The following is a 20,239-nucleotide window of genomic DNA, read 5'->3' as shown; positions in this document are numbered from 1 at the left end:
GCCGTGCTCGCCGCGTTGACGATCGCCGCCGCGGGGGTCGCCACCCCCGCGCTGGCCACGCCGAGCACCGACGTCCTGATCGGTGAGGTCTACGGCGGCGGTGGCAACGCCGGGGCCACGCTCACCAGCGACTTCATCGAGCTGACCAACGCGAGCGGCGCGGCGAGCCTGGACGGCTGGAGCGTGCAGTACCTGCCCGCGTCACCGAGCGCGTCGAGCAAATGGCAGGTCACGCCGTTGACCGGGAGCGTCGCCGCGGGAGGCCGCTACCTCGTCGGCGAGTCGAAGGGCGCCGGCGGAACCGTCGAGCTGCCGACACCGGATGCGACGGGCAGCATCGCGCTCGCGGCCGGCGCGGGCACGGTCGCGCTCGTGCACGGCACCACCGCGCTGACCTGCCTCACTGCCGCCGACTGCGCCGCGGACACCACGATCCACGACCTCGTCGGCTACGGCACGGCCGTCGTCCGGGAGACCAACCCGGCGCCGGCGGCGAGCAACACCACCTCCGTCTCGCGTACCGGCGCCGACACCGACGACAACTCCGCCGACTTCACCGCCGGGGAGCCGACCCCGGTCAACGGAAACGGCGATACTCCGGGTGGCGGCACCCCGCCGGTCGCCGCGCGTATCCACGACATCCAGGGCACCACCAGGGTTTCCCCGCTCAAGGGCCAGAAGGTCACCGGCGTGACCGGTGTCGTCACCGCGCTGCGAACTTTTGGCTCCTCGCGCGGTTTCTGGTTCACCGACCCCCAGCCCGACACCGATCCGCGCACCAGCGAAGGCCTGTTCGTCTTCACCGGTTCGACCACACCGCAGGTCGCCGTCGGGGACGCGGTGACCGCGAGCGGCACCGTCAGCGAGTACTACCCGGACGACCCGAACAACTCGATCTACCAGTCGACCACCGAGCTGGCCGGTCCACAGTGGACGATCCAGTCGAGCGGAAATCCCCTGCCGGCACCGACTGTCATCAATCCGGACACCGTCCCGGAAGTGCTGGCCCCACAGATCGGCGGCAACATCGAGGGCCTCGCGCTGGAACCCGCCAAGTACTCCCTGGACTTCTGGGAAGCGCACGAGGGCGAGAACGTCAGCATTTCCGACGCTCGCGTGGTCGGCCCGACCACGGCCTACAACGAGCTTTACGTGACCACCAAACCGAACCAGCACCCGGACGCCCGCGGTGGCACCGTCTACTCCGGCTACGACCAGAACAACACCGGGGTGCTCAAGGTCGAGTCGCTGATTCCGTTCGCGCAGCGGCCCTTCCCGGTCGTCAACACCGGTGACACGCTGACCGGCATCACCACCGGCCCGGTCGAGTACGACTCCTTCGGCGGCTACACCCTGCAGGCGACCGTTCTCGGCGGAGTCAAGGACGGCGGCACGCAACCCGAGGTCACCCGCAAACAGCGCGGCGACGAACTCGCGGTGGCCACCTACAACGTCGAGAATCTGTCCGCTGTGGACAGTCAGGACAAGTTCGACCGGCTGGCGCACGGCATCGTGGACAACCTGCGCTCGCCGGACGTGGTCACGCTGGAGGAGATCCAGGACAACAACGGCGCCGACGGCAACGGCGACGGAGTGGTCGCGGCGGACCAGACGCTGCAGAAGTTCACCGACGCGATCGCCGCCGCCGGCGGGCCACGCTACGAATGGCGTGAGATCGACCCGCAGGACCGCACGGACGGCGGCGAGCCAGGCGGGAACATCCGGGTCGGTTTCCTGTTCAACCCGAAGCGAGTGTCCTTTGTGGACCGCCCGGGCGGGGATGCGACCACCGCGGTCTCGGTGGTGCCGGAGCGCGGCAAGACGCACCTGTCAGCCTCGCCCGGTCGCGTGGACCCGACGAACGCAGCGTGGACCGACAGTCGCAAACCCCTGGCAGGCGAGTTCGTTTTCCACGGGCAGACGGTGTTCGTGATCGCGAACCACTTCAACTCCAAGGGCGGCGACCAGCCGACACACGGCCGCTACCAGCCGCCGACGCGCAGTTCCGAGGTACAGCGCGGGCAGCAGGCCCAGGTGCTGCGCGGGTTCGTGGACCAGATCCTCGCGGCCGACCGGAATGCCAACGTGATCGTGGCCGGTGACCTGAACGACTACCAGTTCTCCCCGGCGGTGCAGACGCTCACCAAGGGCGGAACGCTGACCGACCTCATCGGGACGCTCCCGCCCAGCGAGCGCTACAGCTATGTCTACGAGGGCAATTCCCAGGTGCTGGACCACATTCTCACCTCGAAGAGCCCCCGCGACGTGGACTACGACGTGGTGCACATCAACTCCGAGTTCGCCACCCAGGCCAGCGACCACGACCCGCAGATCGTCCGGTTCAAGCCAGGGGTGTGCAGCTGAATTCGGATCTCGACAGGCCGTCTCGTTCGGGTTTCACTCGACGTGGCGTGCGTCGTGTCAGGGATTGCCACGCGGCCGGGCTGTAACACGGCCGCGTGGTTGCCGATCCCTAGGCGACGCACGCATCACGAGAAGGAGACGGCACCGTGACTGCCACCCGACGCCTGTTCACCAGCGAATCGGTGACCGAGGGCCATCCCGACAAGATGTGTGACGCAATCAGCGACACCATCCTCGACGCGCTGCTGGCCGCGGATCCGCGCAGCCGGGTCGCGGTCGAGTCGCTGATCACCACCGGTCAGGTGCACGTGGCCGGGGAGGTGACCACCGAGGCGTACGTGGACGTGCCGACGCTGGTGCGCGCGAAAATCCTGGACATCGGCTATGACTCCTCCGCGAAGGGCTTCGACGGCACGTCCTGCGGGGTCAACGTCGCGATCGGCGCGCAGTCCCCGGACATCGCGCAGGGCGTGAACACCGCGTACGAGTCCCGTCTGGAGAACGCGCTCGACGAGATCGACCGCCAGGGCGCCGGTGACCAAGGGCTGATGTTCGGCTACGCCTGCGGCGACACCCCCGAGCTGATGCCGTTGCCGATCGCGCTGGCGCACCGGTTGGCCCGCCGGCTGACGGAGGTCCGCAAGAGCGGCGCGGTGCCATACCTGCGCCCCGACGGCAAGACGCAGGTGACCATCGAATACGCCGGGGACGCGCCGGTGCGGCTGGACACCGTGGTCATCTCCAGCCAGCACGCCGAGGGCATCGACCTCGACGCCATGCTGACGCCCGACCTGATCGAGCAGGTGATCCGGCCCGAGGTGGCGAAACTCGGCCTGGACGTGGGCGAAGCCAGGATCCTGATCAACCCCACCGGCCGGTTCGTGGTCGGCGGGCCGATGGGCGACGCCGGGCTGACCGGGCGCAAGATCATCGTCGACACCTATGGCGGGATGGCCCGGCACGGCGGCGGCGCGTTCTCCGGCAAGGATCCGTCCAAAGTGGACCGATCGGCGGCGTACGCGATGCGCTGGGTGGCCAAGAACGTGGTCGCCGCGGGGCTCGCCGAGCGCGCCGAGCTCCAGGTGGCTTACGCGATCGGGAAAGCCGCGCCGGTCGGCCTGTTCGTGGAGACCTTCGGCACCGAGCAGGTGGACCCGGGCAGGATCCAGGGCGCCGTGACCGAGGTGTTCGACCTGCGCCCGGCCGCGATCATCCGCGACCTCGACCTGCTGCGCCCGATCTACGCGCAAACGGCTTCGTACGGCCATTTCGGTCGCGCGGACCTGGATCTGCCGTGGGAGCGGACGGACCGGGCGGCGGCGCTGAAGGACGCGGCCAAGGCGTGATCAGCGCCGGGCGCGCCAGCCAAGGCGCAGCACGGCGTCCACGAGTTCCTGGTAGAGCGGTTTCACCTCGTTGAGGTAGCTGTCGAGCCGGGACGCGGGCGCGTTCAACGCGGGCTCCGGATCTTCGGCGACCTCCAGCCAGGGCAGCCGGGACACGTTGTCCCGCGCCATCCGCCACCAGTGCTGCGCCGTCTTGATTGCGCGCTGCTCGCGTTCCTGCGCTGCGGCGACGCCCGCGGACGCGCCCGCGATCTCCGACTGCAGCTCGTCCACCCGGTGCAGCTCCCAGGCGCGCAGATCCTCGGCCGCCTTCCCGGCAAGGCCGACGATTTCCTTGTAGCGCATGGCTGGTGACGTCATCAGTGCTCCGGCCGGTCGAAGGGGATCATCACTTCCGGCGAGACGTGCGTGCTGCGGTCGAAGAACAGCGCGCGCCCCGGGCGCGGCGACCAGTGCACCACCTGCCCGGCGGCGAACTGGCTGAGCTCGCTGCCCTGCACATCCAGGGCGGCCCACGCGCCGATGTCGTCCGGGCCGCCGAAGCCGAGCGTGTCCTTCAGCCGTGCCGTGCTGCGCCACCAGCCCAGCGTGTGCACGCCGTTGGTCGGGCCCTGCTTGAGCACGGCGCGGAAATGGTCGAGCCCGCTCTTGAGCTCGCCCGGCTTCTTGGCCTCCAGCGTCGGCAGCGCCGCGTCCACGCCGTAGAGCAGCAACAGCCGCGGGTGCGCGGCCGGCTCTTCGAGGAGCCGCACCATCCGCGCGGCCAGCTCGTCCTCACGGAGCTGCTCCACCAGGTGGCCGTCCGCCTTGAGCCCGTCGACGACCTGTTCGACCGCGGGCCTGCACCTGTCCACGAGGCAGCACACCAGGAACTCGACGTCCTCGGGCGCGAACTGGCGGCCCAGCGACCGCGCGGCGGCGTCCATAATGGATAGTGCTTCCGCCGCGGCCGTGCCCAGCACCGCGAGGTTCCGGCCCGGCGAGCGGGAAAGCTCGAACGAGCACGCGATGTCCTCGACGTCGATCGACTGGCCCAGCAGCGCATGCGGCCGCACGCCTGGGGTCAACGAGACATACGCCGGCACCTGCTCCAGCACCGGCGAGTGCGCCCCGTCGAACAGCCGGGGGCGCTGGTGCTCGTCGGCGTAGCGCTCCCACAGTTCCCTTTGCAGGGAAGCGAAAATGTCCTTGCCGCTGGCGTCGGGCACGTGCGCCAGCTGGTTGCCGTGCGCCACCCCGGAGTCGTGGTTGATCACCGAGTGCCACTTCGGGGCGGCCACCGCGGCGTTGTTCGTCTCGGCGAGCACGCGGCGCGCCTTCGGCATCGCGATCCTCAGTGTGCACTGCTCGAACACCGCGGGCTTGCCCCAGAACGCGTCGATCCCGGCGATGTCCTGGCTGGCCAGGATCAGGTGAATGCCCTGCGCACGGCCACGGCGGGCGATGTCCTCCAGCAGCGCCGTGGCCTGGTTCGTCACCGAATCCCGGCCCGCGAACAGATACTGGAACTCGTCGATGATCGCCACGATCCGCGGCCAGTGCCCGGCCGGATCCTGCTGGCGCAGCGCGGCGAGGTCGGTCACTTCGTGTTCCTTGGCCGCGGCCGAACGCCGGCGCAGCTCGTCGGCGAGGAAACGCAGCAGCGCCAAGCCGAACTCGCGGTCGGTGTTGACGTTGACCCCGATCAGCCGGGCGTGCGGCAGCCAGCTCGCGTCGCGCCTGCCGGGCGCCAGCCCCGCGAAGGAGACGCCCTCCTTGAAGTCCAGCAAATACAACGCCAGCTCGTCGGGCGGGTAGCGGGCGGCGAGGCTGCCTATCAGCGCGTACAGGAAGTTCGTCTTGCCCGAACCGCTCGGCCCGCCGATCAGCGCGTGCGGGCTGCCGTCGCCGATCACGACCTCGACCGGGTCACCCTCGAAAAAGCCCACCGGGGCGCGAAGTTCCCGCGCCGAACTCTCCTGACCGCGTTCGGTCGGCAGCAGATCGGCGAACGAGCGCGGCCCGCCCTGGCGCGCGACCAGGGCCTCGGCGAGCCTGCTCGCCGTGCCGCCGGCGTCGGAGGCGGAGATCGGCGGATCCAGGTCGACGACGATCTCCGAGCCGGTCATGCTCGTCACCGCGTGCCGGTCGTCGAGCAGCCGGATGTTCTCCACGCCGCCGCCGAGCACCGTCGGCAGATCGACCACGATCAGCGAGATCCCGGCCGCCAGTGCCCCGCCCGCGATCCGCCGCAGCTCACGCAACGGTTCGCGCGCCCACTCCTCGCCGTTGCCGAACAGCACCGCTATCCGCCACGGTTCGGTGCGCTGGCCGAGCGATTCCCGCATGCTGCGCAGGGAATGGTGGCCCGCCTGCATGGTCTGGGCGTGGATGCGGCGGATATGCCCGGCGAGCTCGTCGAGCAGATCCTCCAGCCGCGCCGGGTCGTAGACGGTGACCGCGCTGGTGCGGCTGAGCGGATACAGGTTGGGCAGTACCGCGGTGAGTTGCCCCACGTCCCACAGGTGTACCCGGACCGCGCCGGGCTCCATGCTGCTGAGCACGCGCAACAGCAGGCCTTCGACCATCGCCTCCACCGCGGCCCTGGTCTTGGGCGCGGTGGTGATGGCGAGGTGCGATTCCTCCAGCAGGGGGACTGCCACCGGAAACGGCCCGTTGGAGTCCATTGTGGACGATCCGATCCGCCAGAGTGGCGGTGGTGTCAGGTTTTCGGTGCCGATCCGGCCGAGCCAGTCACTGGGTGGCCGGCTCGCTGGGCCGGGCGCGACCTGTTCGACCAGTTCGCGCAGCCGGGCGGGCACCGTGCCGGCGTCGGCGTAGAACGCGTTGTGCACCGCGTTGAGCTGGTCCCGGACACCGGCCATCGCCGGGCTGCGCAACGCGTCGGCCAGCTCCTGGTCGGCGCTCGCCCGCGAGATGCCGACCTCGAGGATCCGGCGCTCGAGCTCCAGGCGTGCCAGGTTGGTCTCGGCCGATTCCCGCGCGGAGCGGGCCGCACCGAGCACCAGCCCGAGCTGCTGACGCATGTTGCCGAGGGCGGTGAGCACCCGCCCGCGTTGTTCGTTGGACCTGCCGAGCTTCACAGTCTTGCCTGGTAGCCGTTCACCAGGTCGTCGGCCGCGACCAGGCGGTCGACATCCTGGCGGAGCCGGTCCTCGGCGACGGCGAGCTCGGGCGGCACCCACGGCTCCGCCTGCTCGAAAGCGGTGACGATCGTTTCGCGAGCTTCATCAAGCAGCTCCACCGCGCGGTTGGTGTGTTCGGTTGCCTCAGCCAGTTTGGCACGGAATGCGCTCAGTTGCGCATGCAGTTCGGAGAGTGAGTACATCTACAGCCGGGCGGAGTACGACTCGGCCGACGAGACGGCCGCCTGGATCGTGCTCTGCTGGCCGTTGATGCCCTGCACTGCCTCGGCGAGCAGGCCGTGCGCCTGGGTCACCTCCGGCTGGGTGCTGCCGGACGTGACCTGCCCGAGGATCTGTTGTGCTTCTTCCAGTGCCTGCGCGGCCTGTTGCAGGGCGGCGACGCTGGCGTTGCATTTCTCGTTCGCCATCGCTATCCCAGCGCGGATCTCTTCCACTCCGGCCATTGGCGCGGGTTCTCCTCGGATCATCGGTTCTTCGGTCGCCGTTCTCGGCGACTGCTACCAAACTATCGGTAGCGTCGATCCGGCTATGAGGGCGGTCACTAGACCGTTCGGGTGAGAAATGCCCGAAACCCACTCGGATCTGGCCGGGAATTGCTACCGGGCCGACTTGTCGACGTCTGGTGGGGCCGCTACGACGAAGCCGTCGGGAAACAGCTCACGGGCGGCCGGGTCGGGCTGCGGCTCGCTGATGACGGCAAGTCGGAAACCGGCGGCGGTGAAGGGGTGGTCGACGGACGCGATCAGCCTGCCCCCGGCCAGGATCCGCTGGCCGGCCACGTCTCCCGCGAGGGCCATCATCGCGGGCACCCGCGTACGGAAAACGCCGGGCGACCCATGAAGCGGGTGCCCGGCGTTTCACCTTCAGCTGGCGGAGGATACGGGATTCGAACCCGTGAGGGCTGTTACACCCAACACGATTTCCAATCGTGCGCCTTAGGCCGCTCGGCCAATCCTCCGTGGGAGAGGGTACAGGAGCCCGGCTCGACCAGCGGTTACGGGGTCCGGCCTCGCGGTGGAACTGCTGACCCCGCGAAACGCCGCGCACTGCCTGCTGGTGGCCCTCCCGTGTTCGACGCACGTCTCGCCGCAGGCGCCGACGTTCGGCTGGAGATCGAAGACGGGCTCGACCTCCTCGATTTCGCAGGGAACTCTGTTCGGCCGAGGCTTCGCCGATCGCCTCGGCGCTGAAGGAATCCCGCACGTTCGTCGCGAACCCGGGCAGCAGGTGCCGGCGAACCGGGACCGCGATCATGTCGGAAAGCCTTGCCTGGAGCGAAAGTTCGGCGATTCCCTTGCCATTGCCCGGATCTACGCGCAGTGGGGACGGCTCGATGGCGGCCAACCCGGACGTGGTCATCCGGCGAACATACCGGGAAGATCGACTGCTCAGGCCGCTTCCGGAGTCGCCTGCAGGGCCGCGTGCCCCGCCGCGGTGAGCCGCACCGGGACGCGCTGGCCCAGGGTGCCGGGGCGGGCGGGGCGGATGAGACCGGTGTGCGCGAGCAGCCGGGCGGTCACCTGGTCGCAGCAGGCAAGACCGTCGATGAACAGGTCGGGTTCGCAGCTGCAGGTCATCTCCGCGCGGCCGGCCGCGGCCGCTCTCAACATCGCCAGTGCTCGGCGGGGGAGCGTGTTGTTCATGTTCGTGACCGCCTTCCAGTCACCTTCAGTGGCCAGAACGAGCGGTGGTCGGGTCACTGACGCTTCGACTAGTGTTTCTTTTGCCGGTACGTCAAATTCGGTCAGTGAAACAGTCTATGGCTGCTGTCGACGAACGGTCAAGCCGATCGCGGCATCGGTACCTCGACCGGATCCACTGGTTCGAACAGTGCACAGATCTCGTCGATGACCTGCCGGTGTGCGGCAATGCCGAGGTGCCCGGCACCATGCACCACCACATTGCGCACCCGCAGGTCGGGGTGGGTCAGCCGGGCGTTGCGGGCAGGCAGCACGATCTGGTCGCCATCGCCGCCGAAGGCGACGAACTCGGTCGTGCAGCCGGGCGCGGGCTCGGCCAGTTCGGTCATCAGTTCGCTGCCCGGCCGCAGCTGGCGGACCAGCGGCAGCGGCGAAGGCAGCCAGGCGGCGAGGGTTCCGTTGTGCGGGGTCGCGAGGGTGGCGACGGTTTCGACACGCTGGTGCCCGCCGAGCCGTTGCACGTAATACCGCGCGATCAGCCCGCCGAGACTGTGCCCGACGACGCCGACCTTGGCCGCACCACTGACCTCGCACAACAGCTCCACCTGCTCGGCAAGCCGGGCCGCCGCCGTCTGCACGTTGCCCACCAGCGGGCTGTAGCCGAACGAGACGACCGACCCGGCGCGCCGGGCATCGAGCGCTGCCTTGAGCTCGGTGAAGATGGAGGCGTTGTCCGCGAACCCCGGCAGGACCACCAGCGGTCTGCGTTCGGAAACCGGGACGGCCGGCCACCGGTGGCCGATGCCCGAGGGGTAGCGGACGAGGTGGGTCAGCACGCTTGCCAGTTCGGCGGCTGCGGTGCGCAGCATGTCGTCACCTCAGCTGAACAGGCCCAGTTTGGGCATGATCTCGGCGGTCGCGGCCAGCAGCGAACGGACCGTGCCCAGGTACGTCTTGGCCTCGGCGGGTACGACGTGGCTGTCGCGGCTGGTCGGGGCGTCCAGTTCGCGCGAGCGCTGCCGGAGCATCTCGACCTGGGCGAACTGGTGCCCGAACTGGGCGGCGACGACGGTGCCGATCACGTGGTCCGGCGCCGACGCGGAAGCGCGGATGCCTTGCTGCGCAAGGAGAGCGGAGCCGATGAGCTGGGCAGCCTTGGCGAGCAGCACGAACGCGGAGTCCGGCGAGGCGTCGGTCAGGTGCTCGGCCGCTGCCGCGTGCTTGCTGGCCAGTTGCAGGAACGGCTGGCTGCTCGCGGCGGGCCCGCTGACGAGTTCGAGCTGGCCCGTGCGCATCAGCCTGCGCACGACGTCCTGCCCGTCCAGCTCGACGCCCGCGATCTGCGGTACCACGCGCGGCCGGATCGGCGCGACCTCGACGACCGGGTGGCCAGGGCGCTGGCGCGGGATCTTCAGTGTGTCGATCTCCTGCTCGAGCGGGACGACGGAGAAGTGCACCGGCCGCTTGAGCCGTTGCTCGGTGCGCCGCCCGGCGGTCGTGAGCGCACGGCTGTCGAGGTTCTTGCCCGGTTGGGCCGCGATGAGCAGCTCGATGCTTTCCGGCGACGGGCCGGCGATGCCCGCGAACCGGTCCGCCCACACGCCACCAACGACGATCCGTGCCACGCCCGGCACACAGCCGAATTCCTCGCCGACGACCTGGGGGACTCCGTAGGTCAGCCGCATCAGCTCGGTGAGCGGGCCGACCAGCGGGCCGCGGTCGCCGGCCGCACGCATGAGCCGGATCGTGCCCTCGCGGCGGCTGGTCAGGATGCCGGCCTTCTCGAGGAGCTTGTTCTCCTTGTCGACCGAGGCCAGCGAACTGCCGGCGTGTTCGGCCAGCTCGGTGAGGCTGAACGAACGGTCGGGGTTGAGTAGTGTCGCCGCGAGGATCCCGGCCTGGACACGGGAACGGAACACCGGCAGCAGCGCCGGCGTGCCCTGCGCGCGGCGGGCCGGGCCGGGCGATGCCGGAGCGTTCTCCGTGACAACCGCGTGCCCCAACCGACTTCGGCGCCGCGCCGCCGCGGCCGCGATGTCGAGTCTTTCCTGCGGGACCTGTAGGACCACGGCCAGCCACTGGCGGGTACCGAGCCGGGGGATCTGGTGCCCACGTTCCCAGCGAGCCACCAGGTCGCGGGTGATGGTGGGGCGACCGGAGACCGTGGCGAGCTCGCGGGCCAGCGAGTACTGGCTGAGCTGCCGCCGACGCCGGGCCGCTCGGATGACGTGTGAGATCGGCTGGTTGAAATCCACTTCCATGATTGGCTCCGTGCTCCCTCGTTGGCCCTTGGGAAGCTCTGACGCTAGCTCCGCTGTGACCCCCTCGGCTGTACGTTTTGCGCACGCCTTTGGCGATTTGGCGCACGGTGCCGCTCGGCCCGCAGGTCGGCGCCTGAGGGGGTCAGGACGGATGAAACCCGCCCCCTGGCTGCCACCGTGGGGGCACGGTGAGCCTGGATCTCAGTCTTAGAGATCAGGGAGTGACTGATGGTGACGAACCTGAATTTGCAGTTCTCAGAGTTGTTGATCTCTGAGGACTCAACCGTCAGAAAAGCACTGTCGATCATCGACCAGCTATGTGTCGAGAGCGTCTTCGTCGTGAAGCCGGGTGGGCTACTCGTCGGTGTTGTCACGGAAGAGGACATCAGGAAAGCGCTTCTCGGCGGCTCGGATCTGACGGACACCGTAAGAACGATCATGCGGAAGCCGCGAGCCCAGGTTGGCGCAACAGAGAGTCGCGCGGAGGTCTTGGACCTTATGCACGCCCTCAAGTTGCACGAAGTACCGGTGCTCGACCCGCGAGGGCGGGTGACTGGCATACACGTTGATGATGCCGTGATCGGGCCGCGTCCTTGTGAGAACTGGGCCGTGATCATGGCTGGCGGTAAGGGCACCCGACTCGGGCCGTTGACCAAGAACATGCCGAAGCCGATGTTACCCGTCGCCGGCCGACCAATTCTCGAACGTCTTGTGCTCCACCTTGTCGGCTCTGGTATTGAGAGAATATTTCTCTCAGTCAATTATCTGGCAGATATTATCGAAAAGCATTTCGGCGACGGATCCAAATTCGGCTGTTCCATCGAGTATTTACGTGAGGAGACGGATACCCCACTCGGCACCGGAGGACCGCTCCGGTTGCTCGAAGACCTGGGTTATACCCCGCAAGCGCCAATTCTTGTGATGAACGGCGACTTGATTACCAGCTTCTCGGTTGATTCTTTCCTGGAGGCGCACCGGCAACTGAGGGCTGCGGCCACGATCGCAGTAAGCGAGTACGAACACCAGGTTCCATTCGGCGTACTCGAGTCCGCTGGCGGCCAGCTCGTGCGGATCGTTGAGAAGCCGACGCGCTCGTGGGCTGTCAATGCCGGCATATACGTAATCGAACCCCGACTTCTTTCGCGGATTCCGCGCGCCGAACTGTTTCCCATCACCAAGCTTTTCGACCAATGCCTGGTAGCTGGAGACAAGGTAGGCCTTTGGTCGCTGCAGGAAGACTGGCAGGATATCGGCCGGCCAGCCGAGCTTGCTCAGGCGCGTGGTCAGGTGTAACTGACACTTGAAGCCGATATCCGAAGATGCGAGAACCCGCTTGAACCGGACTCCTCCCCGGCATATTTCGCTGTGTCTATATTTGAGACTAAGCCCATTGCAGTCGAGCCGGCAGGCAACAACGTACCACCGGTCATCGATGGCCATTGGCGCCCGGACGAAGAACATCAATGAACGGAAAAAGTCTGTGAATGGTTTTTCAGGCAAACGTGTCCTTGTTACCGGCGCAGATGGCTTCATCGGAAGCCATCTGGTGGAACGGCTGATCAGGGAAGGTGCAAATGTACGTGCCTTCTGTGTTTACAACTCCAACGGGTCCTACGGCTGGCTCGATGAATTAGATCAGAATGCTGTGGATCAAATCGACATCCGCCTTGGTGACATCCGTGATGCACGCTCCGTCCGAGAGGCGGCACGCGGAGTTGAGACGGTTTTCCACCTGGCCGCGTTGATTGCGATTCCCTATAGCTACCAGGCGCCTTCCTCGTTTATTGAAACCAACGTCAACGGGACACTAAACGTGCTTGAAGCCTCCAGGGACAATGGTTCGACCCGGGTGGTGCACACCTCGACGAGCGAGGTATACGGAACTCCACATTCAGTCCCGATCAATGAGCGTCACAGGTTGTGCGGCCAGTCGCCATATGCCGCGTCAAAAATCGCCGCCGACCAACTTTGTGAGGCATATGCGCGTTCCTTCGACGTCAATGTCGTTACCTTGCGCCCATTTAATACTTTCGGCCCGAGGCAATCAGCGCGGGCCGTAATCCCAACGATCCTTGGCCAACTGTTGACGGGATGTCGGGAGGTGCGTCTCGGAAGTCTTTCGCCCAAGCGTGACTTCACTTTTGTAGATGATACTGTTGACGGCTTTGTGCGGATGGCCAATTCAGCTGACAAGCCCGGATCGCTGATCCAACTCGGGACTGGGCATGCAGTATCGATAGGCGAGTTGTTCGACTTGTGCTGCGAGGTCACTGACTCTGATGCGAAGGCCGTTGACGACAAGGCGCGGATCCGGCCCGACAACAGCGAAGTGCAAGTGCTGCTCTCCGAGCCCGCGCGAGCTGCTGAATTGCTCGGGTGGAGCCCGCGTACAGACCTGCGCAGTGGACTGAAACTGACGGCTGATTGGCTACGCACACGTGTCGATCGGATCCGCGCTTCGAGGTACCAACGGTGACTGCCTATCGCAAGATACCGTTGGCCGTGCCTGTTCTTGCGGGCAACGAGGCGGAGTACTTGAACGAGTGTGTCCGCAGCGGATTCGTATCGTCCGTGGGCGCGTTCGTGAGTCGATTCGAGCAGAAGTTCGCTGCAGCGGTCGGCGTTGGGCACGCAGTGGCCTGCGCGAGCGGCACAGCCGCTCTGCACGTGGCCTTGCGTCTGGCTGGGGCGGCGCCGAGTCGTCTGGTGGCGGTTTCGGACTTCACGTTCATAGCGTCGGCCAACGCGGCTTCCTACACCGGTGCCGATCTTATGCTGGTCGATAGCGAACCTGAAACTTGGAATATGAATACAGCGCTTCTGCATGATGAAGTCGTGCGGCGCTCGGCTGCCGGAGCCCGGATACCAGATGTGATCGAAGTGGTGCATGTCCTTGGCCACCCGGCTGACATAGAGCCTCTACTAGACCTGCGCGAGAGATTCGGAATCCGGATTGTCGAAGATGCCGCGGAATCGCTGGGTGCCTCCTGGACAGGAGGGCCAGCCGCCGGCCGTCAAGTCGGCACCGTAGGTGATTTTGGATGTTTCTCGTTCAACGGTAACAAAATAATCACCAGCGGCGGCGGCGGGATGATCGTGAGTAACGACGAGCCATCGGCGGCTAAGGCGAAATATTTGACAACCCAGGCGAAAGAATCCGATGGCGACTATCGCCACGATGAGATCGGGTACAATTACAGGCTGACCAATATCGCAGCCGCGCTCGGGCTCGCCCAGTTGGAACGACTGTCCAAAGTGCTGGACATCAAACGGCATAATGCAGCCATTTATCGTCAGCTGCTGGCCGGGTTGCCATTGAAATGCGCGCCTGTGGCTGACTGGGCGAACCCCTCTTATTGGTTGCACTCGATCCTTCTGGATCTTAATTGCTTCGGGCCGTCTGTTGTCGCTGACAGGTTACGTGAACAAGGAATTGAGGCCAGGAAGCTATGGCCGCCTGTACATCAGCAGAAGCCATACAGCACAGTCGCACGCTTGGGCGCAGGAGTGGCAGACAGTATCTACGATCGGGGCCTGTCGCTCCCGAGTTCTGTCGACTTGACAGCCGACGAAATACGAAGAGTGGCCGTAAACCTAATTGATTCATTGAGATGATCTGCCAGCCATTCGAGAACTGGTCACTGAATTTTATGACAAGAATCGGGACAGTTGAAGATATCTCATGACTACCGAGCAGGTTGAAATCGAGTCGGTGACCGCGCGAAGGAAGTGGATCGCGCTCTGGGTGGTCGGCATCTCCCATCTGATGGTAAATATCGACGTGACCGTGGTCAGCGTCGCGATGCCCACACTGCAACGTGATCTCGGCATGTCGGACATGACAAGGCAATGGGCGATTAGCGCGTACACGCTACCGTTTGGTGCGACGTTGTTGCTCGGCGGCCGGTTCGCCGACAGATTCGGTCGTAAGCGAATGCTTATCACAAGTGTTCTCGGATTCGCGGCAGCCTCGGCGTTCGGCGGTGCCGCGGGTGAGACGTGGATGTTCATCGTTGCGCGCGTAGCGCAAGGCACGCTCGCTGGCACTCTTGCCCCTGCTGCCCTGTCGGTACTGTCTGTGTCATATCCGGCAGGCGCAGATCGAGCAAGAGCGTTCAGTATCTTCAACGCCCTGATTGCCGGTGGTGCCGCACTGGGGACCGTGCTCGGCGGAACGTTGACAGAGTTTCTCGACTGGCGATGGTGCCTCTATATTAATATTCCGATAGCCGTGCTTTCGACGTTGGCCGCCTGGATCGTGTTGAACGTCGATGAATTGCGCCATAGTGTCGATCTTGATTGGCTGGGAGCCCTGCTGAGCGGTGGCGGAATAGCGTTGATCATCTATTCATTGACCGACGTGGCGGCGTACGGATGGCGACTGCCGAGTGGAGTCGGATCGCTGGCCATGGGTGTTGTCTTGCTGGGATCCTATACGGTAAGACATGTACGCGGGCACGACGTTCTTCTTCCTCGCCAGGTCATTGCGAGCAGCGCCCGGATCGCTGCGTTTGTCGCGGGAGGAGCGGTCAGCTTCGGCTTGTACGGAATGCTTCTTTTTGTGACCTACTATCTCCAGACAGTATTGAGTCTCAGTGCGTTGAACACCGGGCTCGCGTTGGTGCCGATCCTAGCAGCAAACATTGTAATATCGACATTTGCGTTCCGGTGTTTGCGGCAACAAGTCGCGCCCAGATCAAGGATGCTCAGCGGCCTGTTATTTGTGGCGATCGCGATGTTCTTCCTGGGGCACCTGACGGATTCTGCGTCCTACTTGGTCCTCATCCTTCCTGCGGAATTGCTCATCGGTGCGGGAGTCGGCATCGCGATGCCTGCAGTAATGGACACCGCGACTCGGCGCGTAGGGCTCGGGAATGCCGGCGCCGCGTCGGGTCTGGTCACAGCATCGCAGCTTGTCGGGGCGACATTGGGAAGTGCTCTATTCAGCACTATCGCTGCAAGTGTCACTGCAAACGGTTCGACCGGCGATCGAGCCGAGACGGCAAGGGGATTCTCCGTAGCATCGGTCTGGTGTGCGGCCGTAGTCGCGCTGTTGGGGATCGCGGTGCTGGTGATTGGACGGAGGAAAAGAGCAAAGAAGCTTACTCCAGGCCTTTGACACTCCTGCTTTGATCGGAGTGGCTAAACGACGCCAGTGAGTAAGATTTCATTAGTCGTGCCGCGCAGCGAACTCGTCGGTGCGATCACGCCGACTGGGTGCACGATCTGATTCCGGGGCGCGGTCGATATCTCGCCTGATAACCCTTCGCGAGCACTGGTATTTCGTGTGCGAGATAGAGAATTTATTTAGGCACCCGGTGCCGGCCGATACGGATAGCGAGGTGAGAATTAGTATTTTCCGGCAGTTGTGAGTCCGGCGGTTGAACTCGCTGTCTGCAATGGTTTTTAGCCGTTTAATAAAGTCATGCCTGGCCGGAGTGAGTGCGCGAATGCCATATCCTCGGTGAGCAGGGCTTGTTGCCTCACCGCAACGACTGGGAGTTGCAGTTGTCTGTCACAAGGCAGATCCGCGTGTGTGCGTTCACCGGTTCGCGAGCTGACTACAGCCATCTATCCGGCGTCTTACGGCGTCTGCACGACGACCCGGATATCCAGCTGCATGTCTTGGCTTCAGGCGGTCACCTCGTGGACAGCCAAGGAATGACTGTGCATGAGATTGAACAGGACGGCGTGCCTGTAGACGAGCGGATTGAGATGGTGTTGGCGAGCGAGACACCGACTGGAGTCGGAAAGTCCCTCGGCTTGGCCATAATTGGTTACACGGAAGCCTTTTCGCGGCTGCGGCCGGACGTGCTACTGGTTGTCGGTGACCGGTACGAAACACTGGCCGCTGCGGTGGCCGCATTGCCCCACCCGGTGGTGATCGCCCACATTGGTGGTGGGCAGTTGACCTATGGGTCGATCGATGAACGCGCCCGTCACGCCATCTCGAAATTGGCCCATGTCCACTTCGTTCTTGACTCCGCTGACCGAGAGCGAGTGGTCCAGATGGGCGAGGATCCGGCAATGGTGCATGTTGTCGGCGCGAGGCTTGCGATCGGTGATCTCCTGTCACGGCAGGAGGTTGAACGAGTGGTCGGGCTGCCACTTCGTCCGCCCGTCTTCACGGTGACTTTTCATCCGGTTACGGCTGATGAAGCGGAGACGCGAACTGGCATAGAGGAGCTTCTGTCAGGCCTCGAGTCATTCACGAATTCTACCCTTATTTTCACATCGCCAAATGTTGACATAGGTTCAAGCTACATTTCCTCGGCGATCAAGGATTACGTCTCGCGGACGGCGCATCGTGCTGCCTTCATATCATCGCTTGGGCGGCGGCGCTACATGAGTCTGTTGAGTTACAGCGACGCCGTGATCGGGAACTCCTCGAGCGGGATTATCGAAGCGCCAGGACTACACGTACCAAGCGTGAATGTCGGATCACGACAGGCCGGTCGCCGCCGCGCGAGCTCGGTGGTCGACGTGGCGTGTGACGCGACCGAAATAACTTCGGGAATTAAGCGCGCACTCTCTATTGGGAAGAGTAATCCACGTAATCCCTGTTTTGTGGACCCGGATGACGACAATGACGTTATCCTTGAAACCTTGAAAAATCTGAGGGGCAGAAAAGTTTTGGCAAAGTCATTCAATAAGATTGCCGAGACTGAGGCTTGTTGATTTTGGCAGCGTAATGGGAGTGCCTAAGGATGAGTCGTTTAGGCCGGTCGGGCATCTCTGGTGTCGCGGTCCGGAAGATTGGCGAGTCAATACTCGCGGCTTGATGTGCTGGTGTGGCCTGGCACGTTTGTCAGGCGAAGGTGCCGCCAGCGAGTCCTCGGCCTGAGGTTGCCGCGCAACCACCGGACTTTCACGAGGTCAGGCCGTGATCGATGATATCGCCTTGCCAGATCGAGACGGCTCGGCGTAGAGGACGGTGCGTTGGTGCTTGAGGTAACGCGAAGCGTCTGCCAACTCGGTGATGTACCGACGGCCCTGCTCTCGCTGCCTGCATCAGCAACAGGCCGATATCGGAATGAGTGTCTTGTCCACGAAGCCAGGGGCGTGTAACGATCCGACGGCGGCCAGGTGATCACTACGAGCCGACGATGTCGGTGGCCTTCCACCGATCTCGCCCGTCGCGCCAACGCGGAAAGAAGATCGACATCGGTCTGGGTCTCCTATGACAACGGCCGCCGCCACCGCAGTAGTAGCCGGGGTGCGGTGACACGGGACGTCGAAGTTGCCGTACGTCAGATGCTTGGCGGTCCAGGCGCAGTGGTTGTAGGTATGTAAGTAAGCACACAGCGTATTCCTGGAGCAAGCGCTGTCCAGCACGTGACGATGTCGCCGCAGTGACGGGCGGCTGAGGGAGCACCCGTGGTCAGGCCGAGTCTCGACTCGCCGGAGGGGCCTCCCCTTGACATGACGTCGTCCACCATTCACTCTTGATTTCGACCAGTGAGACTAGTATTTCATATTGACGACAGGTGAGTGGTACTCGCATTGACGAGGGTGTGGGCGTCAGCAGGGACACGCCGAAAGCGCCGTCTGGCCGTTTGCCGGTCTACTCCGAATGTGAGGTGCTCGAGTGCCTACGGTGCTGATTGCTCGTGCAGCAGGCTGGGTCGGTTCGACTGATACGTCGGTTGACTGGCCTGCGTTGGAGGGGGCGAAGGCCGACGCGCCAATGATCATGGCATCGGAGTCGCTTCCGGATTACGCGGTCGGTTGCTGGAGCACACGCCAGAACATAATTTCGCCTCCGTGGCCAAATCGGGTGCGCCACAATCCGATTCTAGAACGTATTCCTCTTCAGGGGTGAGGTTTAGTAGTCCATGCGCTGTTAACTGAAATCACTGTGAGGAAGTTATGGCCGACAAATTAGCCCGTGATGTCGATTTTCCGCCGTCCGCTGCGGGCGCGACGCGTCGCGATGTGCTCAAGATACTGATGTTCTCGACGATCGGCGCTGTCGGTGCACAGGGCCTGGCCGCGTGCTCTCTCGGAAGCCCAGAGCAGGCATCGTCCGGAAATGATGTGCCTCCTGCACGTCCGATAGGAATCCTCAATATCGCGGGCAACGGCGAGCCGTTGAGTCTCGACCCGACCGTCGCCGCGGACAGACAAGATCTTGGGATCATCGCGAACAGCGTTTATGAGGGTCTCACACGTTTCAGTGGGGACACGAGTGATATCGAAGGAAGCCTTGCTGCCAAGTTCGAGTCTTCGCCGGACGCTCGTGAATGGACGTTCACCCTGAATCCAGGGGTAAAGTTCCACGATGGCGAACCTTTGACTTCTACTGCCGTTCGAAAATCCTATGAGTACTATGGAAGAACCGAAGCCACTTGGGCAAATCTTGTTCCCAAGAATGCAAAATATGACGACTCGGACCCGAACGTCATACGCATCACGAGTCAAAGCCCTATGCCGGATCTAGGGCGCAATTCGACTTTTATAAGGATCATTTCGCCTAAGCTCCTCGATGCGGGACCGGACGCAGTGAAAAAGACTCCAACGGGGACTGGCCCTTACAAATTCATCAGCTATACCGTGGCACAGAACGTCGTGCTCTCAGCGAACACCGAGTACCGTGGCCCGGGGCCATATCTGGAACAGATCCGATTTCAAATCATTCCCGATGCTTCGGCGCGAGCGGCGGCACTGAAATCCGGCAGCGTCGACCTGGTGCTGGGCATGACACCGTCTGATTCGGCCAGCTTGAAGTCTGACCCCAGCCTTGTCGTCAGTCAGAAACTGGCCTGGACTCAGGATCAGTTGATCTTCTTTTTGAGTGGTACCGGTCCTGCTAGTAACATCAAAGTCAGGCAGGCCATATCTTTCGCGATCGACAGGAATGCGATCGTGAAATCGATCCTCGGTGGTGTCGCCCAGGCAGCCGACAGCATCATGCCGCCAGGCTTGTACGGATATAAGGCGCCGTCGACGCAGTACCCCGTGGACCTCGATCGGGCCAAGCAACTGATCAACGAAAGCGGCCTGCCCACACCGATCAATATGGAAATTGTCTGGGCGCCAGGACTCGGTGCGAACTTGGACCGAGTCGAAGAGGCGATTAGCGGCATGGTTCAAAAGATCGGCATCAACCTGACGGTTACCCAAGAACCGATAGGTCAGGTTTCCAAAGAGTTGGCTGATCCTGCGCATATCAAATACCATGCCATATGCGGTGATTTGGGCTGGGTGAACGGTGGACCGTTTGTTTTCGAAACCCAGCGAATTCAGGCAATTTCTGGGTTCAAGGCGGCCGATGATCTGGTCGAACAGATGTCGAACATGGCTGATGGCCCTGAGCGATCTGCCGTAATCGCGCAGATACAAGAGAAATATGCTCAGGAGCTACCGGCTATTCCCTTGTACACAGTCATGGCCATAGACGCGCATAAGTCGTCCGTCCACGGGTACAAAACTCCACAGGACGGATTCGCGCCGAATTATGGAGTTTTATTCTTGTAAAGCTG

16 protein-coding genes and 1 tRNA gene are annotated in these 20,239 nt (G+C 63.8%); 8 read left to right on the top strand and 9 right to left on the bottom strand.

Features of this window, described 5'->3' with window-relative positions:
• The first annotated feature begins 3 nt into the window (after window positions 1-3).
• Together VHD82_RS18320 and metK are read left to right on the top strand one after the other, a co-directional pair.
• Window positions 4-2,364 (top strand): endonuclease/exonuclease/phosphatase family protein, encoded by a 2,361-nt coding sequence (locus tag VHD82_RS18320; protein ID WP_325704839.1) that lies wholly within the window; start codon window positions 4-6, stop codon window positions 2,362-2,364.
• Between the two features lie 146 nt (window positions 2,365-2,510).
• The gene (gene metK / locus VHD82_RS18315) at window positions 2,511-3,710 is read left to right on the top strand and encodes a methionine adenosyltransferase (RefSeq protein ID WP_325704823.1); all 1,200 of its coding nucleotides are present in this window, start codon (window positions 2,511-2,513) and stop codon (window positions 3,708-3,710) included.
• Here the strand turns inward: metK and VHD82_RS18310 are convergent, their stop codons facing one another.
• The 9 genes from VHD82_RS18310 to VHD82_RS18270 all read right to left on the bottom strand — a co-directional run bounded on the left by VHD82_RS18310 (window position 3,711) and on the right by VHD82_RS18270 (window position 10,757).
• Window positions 3,711-4,070: a hypothetical protein gene (locus VHD82_RS18310; protein ID WP_325704821.1), complete on the bottom strand. Its 360-nt coding sequence runs from the start codon at window positions 4,068-4,070 to the stop codon at window positions 3,711-3,713.
• Window positions 4,070-6,736, bottom strand: a complete 2,667-nt coding sequence (locus VHD82_RS18305) for an FtsK/SpoIIIE domain-containing protein (protein ID WP_325704836.1) — start codon at window positions 6,734-6,736, stop codon at window positions 4,070-4,072. Before VHD82_RS18305 ends, VHD82_RS18310 begins: the two co-directional genes overlap by 1 nt.
• Window positions 6,737-6,789: 53 nt before the next feature.
• The gene (locus tag VHD82_RS18300; protein WP_325704818.1) at window positions 6,790-7,038 is read right to left on the bottom strand and encodes a hypothetical protein; all 249 of its coding nucleotides are present in this window, start codon (window positions 7,036-7,038) and stop codon (window positions 6,790-6,792) included.
• Window positions 7,039-7,299: a hypothetical protein gene (locus VHD82_RS18295; protein WP_236789917.1), complete on the bottom strand. Its 261-nt coding sequence runs from the start codon at window positions 7,297-7,299 to the stop codon at window positions 7,039-7,041.
• Between the two features lie 153 nt (window positions 7,300-7,452).
• Window positions 7,453-7,656 carry a hypothetical protein gene (locus tag VHD82_RS18290; protein WP_325704842.1) on the bottom strand — a complete coding sequence of 68 codons (204 nt, stop codon included), beginning with the start codon at window positions 7,654-7,656 and terminating at the stop codon, window positions 7,453-7,455.
• 68 nt (window positions 7,657-7,724) lie between these two features.
• Window positions 7,725-7,814, bottom strand: a tRNA-Ser gene (locus VHD82_RS18285).
• Between the two features lie 430 nt (window positions 7,815-8,244).
• On the bottom strand, window positions 8,245-8,499 hold the full coding sequence (locus tag VHD82_RS18280; RefSeq protein WP_325704813.1) for a hypothetical protein: 255 nt from the start codon (window positions 8,497-8,499) through the stop codon (window positions 8,245-8,247).
• A 137-nt stretch (window positions 8,500-8,636) separates the two neighbouring features.
• Window positions 8,637-9,365 carry an esterase/lipase family protein gene (locus tag VHD82_RS18275; protein ID WP_325704811.1) on the bottom strand — a complete coding sequence of 243 codons (729 nt, stop codon included), beginning with the start codon at window positions 9,363-9,365 and terminating at the stop codon, window positions 8,637-8,639.
• Between the two features lie 9 nt (window positions 9,366-9,374).
• Entirely contained in the window at window positions 9,375-10,757 is a 1,383-nt protein-coding gene (locus VHD82_RS18270; protein ID WP_325704809.1) for a helix-turn-helix transcriptional regulator, read from the bottom strand.
• A gap of 228 nt (window positions 10,758-10,985) precedes the next feature.
• Between VHD82_RS18270 and VHD82_RS18265 the strand changes: the two genes are divergently transcribed.
• From VHD82_RS18265 to VHD82_RS18240, 6 genes are all read left to right on the top strand, one after another.
• Complete coding sequence (locus VHD82_RS18265; RefSeq protein ID WP_325704808.1) at window positions 10,986-12,050, top strand: nucleotidyltransferase family protein; 1,065 nt, start codon at window positions 10,986-10,988, stop codon at window positions 12,048-12,050.
• A gap of 139 nt (window positions 12,051-12,189) precedes the next feature.
• The gene (locus VHD82_RS18260; RefSeq protein ID WP_325704806.1) at window positions 12,190-13,233 is read left to right on the top strand and encodes an SDR family NAD(P)-dependent oxidoreductase; all 1,044 of its coding nucleotides are present in this window, start codon (window positions 12,190-12,192) and stop codon (window positions 13,231-13,233) included.
• Entirely contained in the window at window positions 13,230-14,372 is a 1,143-nt protein-coding gene (locus VHD82_RS18255) for a DegT/DnrJ/EryC1/StrS family aminotransferase (protein WP_325704804.1), read from the top strand. Before VHD82_RS18260 ends, VHD82_RS18255 begins: the two co-directional genes overlap by 4 nt.
• 67 nt (window positions 14,373-14,439) lie before the next feature.
• Window positions 14,440-15,876 carry an MFS transporter gene (locus tag VHD82_RS18250; protein ID WP_325704802.1) on the top strand — a complete coding sequence of 479 codons (1,437 nt, stop codon included), beginning with the start codon at window positions 14,440-14,442 and terminating at the stop codon, window positions 15,874-15,876.
• A gap of 323 nt (window positions 15,877-16,199) precedes the next feature.
• A complete protein-coding gene (gene neuC / locus VHD82_RS18245; RefSeq protein ID WP_325704800.1) occupies window positions 16,200-17,435 on the top strand; it encodes a UDP-N-acetylglucosamine 2-epimerase in 1,236 nt (411 codons plus the stop codon).
• A 1,191-nt stretch (window positions 17,436-18,626) separates the two neighbouring features.
• Entirely contained in the window at window positions 18,627-20,234 is a 1,608-nt protein-coding gene (locus tag VHD82_RS18240; RefSeq protein WP_325704798.1) for an ABC transporter substrate-binding protein, read from the top strand.
• Window positions 20,235-20,239: the final 5 nt, after the last annotated feature.

Source organism: Amycolatopsis sp. (assembly GCF_035546795.1).
Classification (GTDB): Bacteria; Actinomycetota; Actinomycetes; order Mycobacteriales; family Pseudonocardiaceae; genus Amycolatopsis_E.
Note: the sequence above shows the minus strand (reverse complement) of the source record. Positions and strands in the feature narration are given on the sequence as shown.

Bases quoted from the DNA above. Each gene is read 5' to 3' on its own strand.
- VHD82_RS18310 (WP_325704821.1), bottom strand. From the start codon at position 4,070: ATGACGTCACCAGCCATGCGCTACAAGGAAATCGTCGGCCTTGCCGGG.
- VHD82_RS18305 (WP_325704836.1), bottom strand. From the start codon at position 6,736: ATGCGTCAGCAGCTCGGGCTGGTGCTCGGTGCGGCCCGCTCCGCGCGG.
- VHD82_RS18300 (WP_325704818.1), bottom strand. From the start codon at position 7,038: ATGTACTCACTCTCCGAACTGCATGCGCAACTGAGCGCATTCCGTGCC.
- VHD82_RS18295 (WP_236789917.1), bottom strand. From the start codon at position 7,299: ATGGCCGGAGTGGAAGAGATCCGCGCTGGGATAGCGATGGCGAACGAG.
- VHD82_RS18290 (WP_325704842.1), bottom strand. From the start codon at position 7,656: ATGATGGCCCTCGCGGGAGACGTGGCCGGCCAGCGGATCCTGGCCGGG.
- VHD82_RS18280 (WP_325704813.1), bottom strand. From the start codon at position 8,499: ATGAACAACACGCTCCCCCGCCGAGCACTGGCGATGTTGAGAGCGGCC.
- VHD82_RS18275 (WP_325704811.1), bottom strand. From the start codon at position 9,365: ATGCTGCGCACCGCAGCCGCCGAACTGGCAAGCGTGCTGACCCACCTC.
- VHD82_RS18270 (WP_325704809.1), bottom strand. From the start codon at position 10,757: ATGGAAGTGGATTTCAACCAGCCGATCTCACACGTCATCCGAGCGGCC.
- VHD82_RS18265 (WP_325704808.1), top strand. From the start codon at position 10,986: ATGGTGACGAACCTGAATTTGCAGTTCTCAGAGTTGTTGATCTCTGAG.
- VHD82_RS18260 (WP_325704806.1), top strand. From the start codon at position 12,190: ATGGCCATTGGCGCCCGGACGAAGAACATCAATGAACGGAAAAAGTCT.
- VHD82_RS18250 (WP_325704802.1), top strand. From the start codon at position 14,440: ATGACTACCGAGCAGGTTGAAATCGAGTCGGTGACCGCGCGAAGGAAG.
- VHD82_RS18240 (WP_325704798.1), top strand. From the start codon at position 18,627: ATGGCCGACAAATTAGCCCGTGATGTCGATTTTCCGCCGTCCGCTGCG.